General features: G+C 71.1%; 2 protein-coding genes. Both read right to left on the bottom strand.

What is annotated here, in order from left to right; genetic code table 11:
• On the bottom strand, positions 1–1,082 hold a 1,082-nt coding region (coaE, locus tag I0Q12_RS24525), incomplete at its 3' end, for a dephospho-CoA kinase (protein ID WP_307846497.1).
• 86 nt (positions 1,083–1,168) lie between these two features.
• Positions 1,169–1,846, bottom strand: a 678-nt coding sequence (locus I0Q12_RS24520; protein WP_197255592.1) for an LLM class flavin-dependent oxidoreductase, incomplete at its 5' end; no start/stop codon positions are given.

The following is a 1,846-nucleotide window of genomic DNA, read 5'->3' as shown; positions in this document are numbered from 1 at the left end:
GCACGCTTGACGTCCGCATACTCGGCGGCGACCTCCGGATCGGCGCGCAGCCAGTCCCGCAGGAGCAGCGCGAACTGCTGGCCGGGCCACCCGTCGACCCGCACGTGGACGTGCACGGGCCGGCCGGGGTCGGCGCCGCCGTGCAGGCGCATCGCCCACACCGCAGGATCGGTCTCGCCGCCGGCACCGTAGGCCGGCTTCGGGTCTTCCTGTTCGACCTGGGCGATGCGCGGGAACCCGGCCGCGGCGAGCGGTTCGGCCAGGCGGTCCGCGGCGGCGAGATCGGGCACGGTGATCTGCAGGTCGAGCACGTCGACCGCGTCGAGGCCGGGGACCGCGGTCGAACCGATGTGGTCGATGCGTACGGCGGTACCCGAGGCGACGAGGGCCAACCGCGCGATCAGGCGCTGGGCCTGCTGCGGCCAGTCCTCGCGGGACGCGGTCAGCTCCGGGCCGACCCGCACCGGGGTGCGGGTGCGCAGATTCCGCTCGAACGGGACCAGCCGTTCGGTCCACAGCGCCCGGACGGCCTTGATCAGCGTGGCCGGGTCGCCGTTGTTGTCGAGCCACACGTCCGCAACGGCACGGCGCTCGTCGTCACTGGCCTGCGCCGCGATGCGGGCCCGGGCGTCCGCCTCCGGCATGCCGCGCAGTTCGACGAGCCGGCGGATCCGCTCGTCCTCGTCGGTGTGCACGATGACGACCAGGTTGAACATCGCCGCCATGTCGCCCTCGACCAGAAGCGGAATGTCTTGCACCACAATTCCGTCCGCGGGAGCCGCGGCGACGAGTTCGGCGGTGCGCTGCCCCACCCGCGGGTGGGTGATGGCGTTGAGGACCGCGCGCGCCTCGTCGCTGGCGAAGGCCTTGGCCGCCAGGGCCGGACGGTCGAGCGATCCGTCGGGCAGGAGGATGTCGTCACCGAAGGCGTCGACGAGTTCGGCGAGCCCGTCGGTTCCGGGTGCGACGATCTCCCGGGCGATGGCGTCGGCGTCGACGAGCACCGCCCCCAGCGCGACGAGTTCCTTCGACACGGTCGATTTGCCGGCACCGATTCCACCGGTCAAGCCCAATCTCAGCACGCCGACAGTCTCGCATCATCGTGGTGGTCCCGGAAATTCGACCGGGCGAAAGTTACGGCGTCACCGCCGAGACGCTGGGTCCCGGTTCATCGGCCACCCGCCTCGCCGGAGACCGTCGGGTCGAGCCGGGCCGGGGCCACGCTGCGATGCGGCGAGTCCGGGCCCTGCGCCACCAGCGAGCGGTGCGTGGGCGGATCGGAGGGCACGTGCGCGGGCCGTCGGCGCTCGAATTCGGTGCGTAGCACCGGCACGACCTCCCGGCCGAGGATCTCGATCTGTTCGAGGACGACGTCGAGCGGCAGGCCCGCGTGGTCCATCAGGAACAACTGGCGCTGGTAGTCGCCCGCGTAGTCGGCGAAACCGAGGGTGCGTTCGATGACCTGTTCCGGGGTGCCGACGGTCAGCGGGGTCGTCGCGGAGAAGTCCTCGAGCGACGGTCCGTGCCCGTAGACGGGCGCGTTGTCGAAGTACGGCCGGAATCGGCGGACGGCCTCCTTCTCGGTGGTGTCCATGAACACCTGGCCGCCGAGGCCGACGATGGCCTGATCGGACGCGCCGTGGCCGTACTGCTCGAATCGGGTGCGGTACAGGGTGATCATCTGCTGGATGTGTTCCCGGTTCCAGAAGATGTTGTTGTGGAAGAAGCCGTCGCCGTAGAACGCGGCCTGCTCGGCGATTTCCGGGGAGCGGATCGAGCCGTGCCACACGAACGGCGGGGTGTCGTCGAGCGGGGCCGGGGTGGAGGTGTACCCGCGCAGCGGGGT

The organism is Rhodococcus sp. CX, assembly GCF_015865005.1.
Lineage (GTDB): Bacteria > Actinomycetota > Actinomycetes > Mycobacteriales > Mycobacteriaceae > Rhodococcus.
The sequence above is the reverse complement of the archived record's forward strand: the minus strand, read 5'-3'. Positions and strand labels throughout refer to the sequence as shown.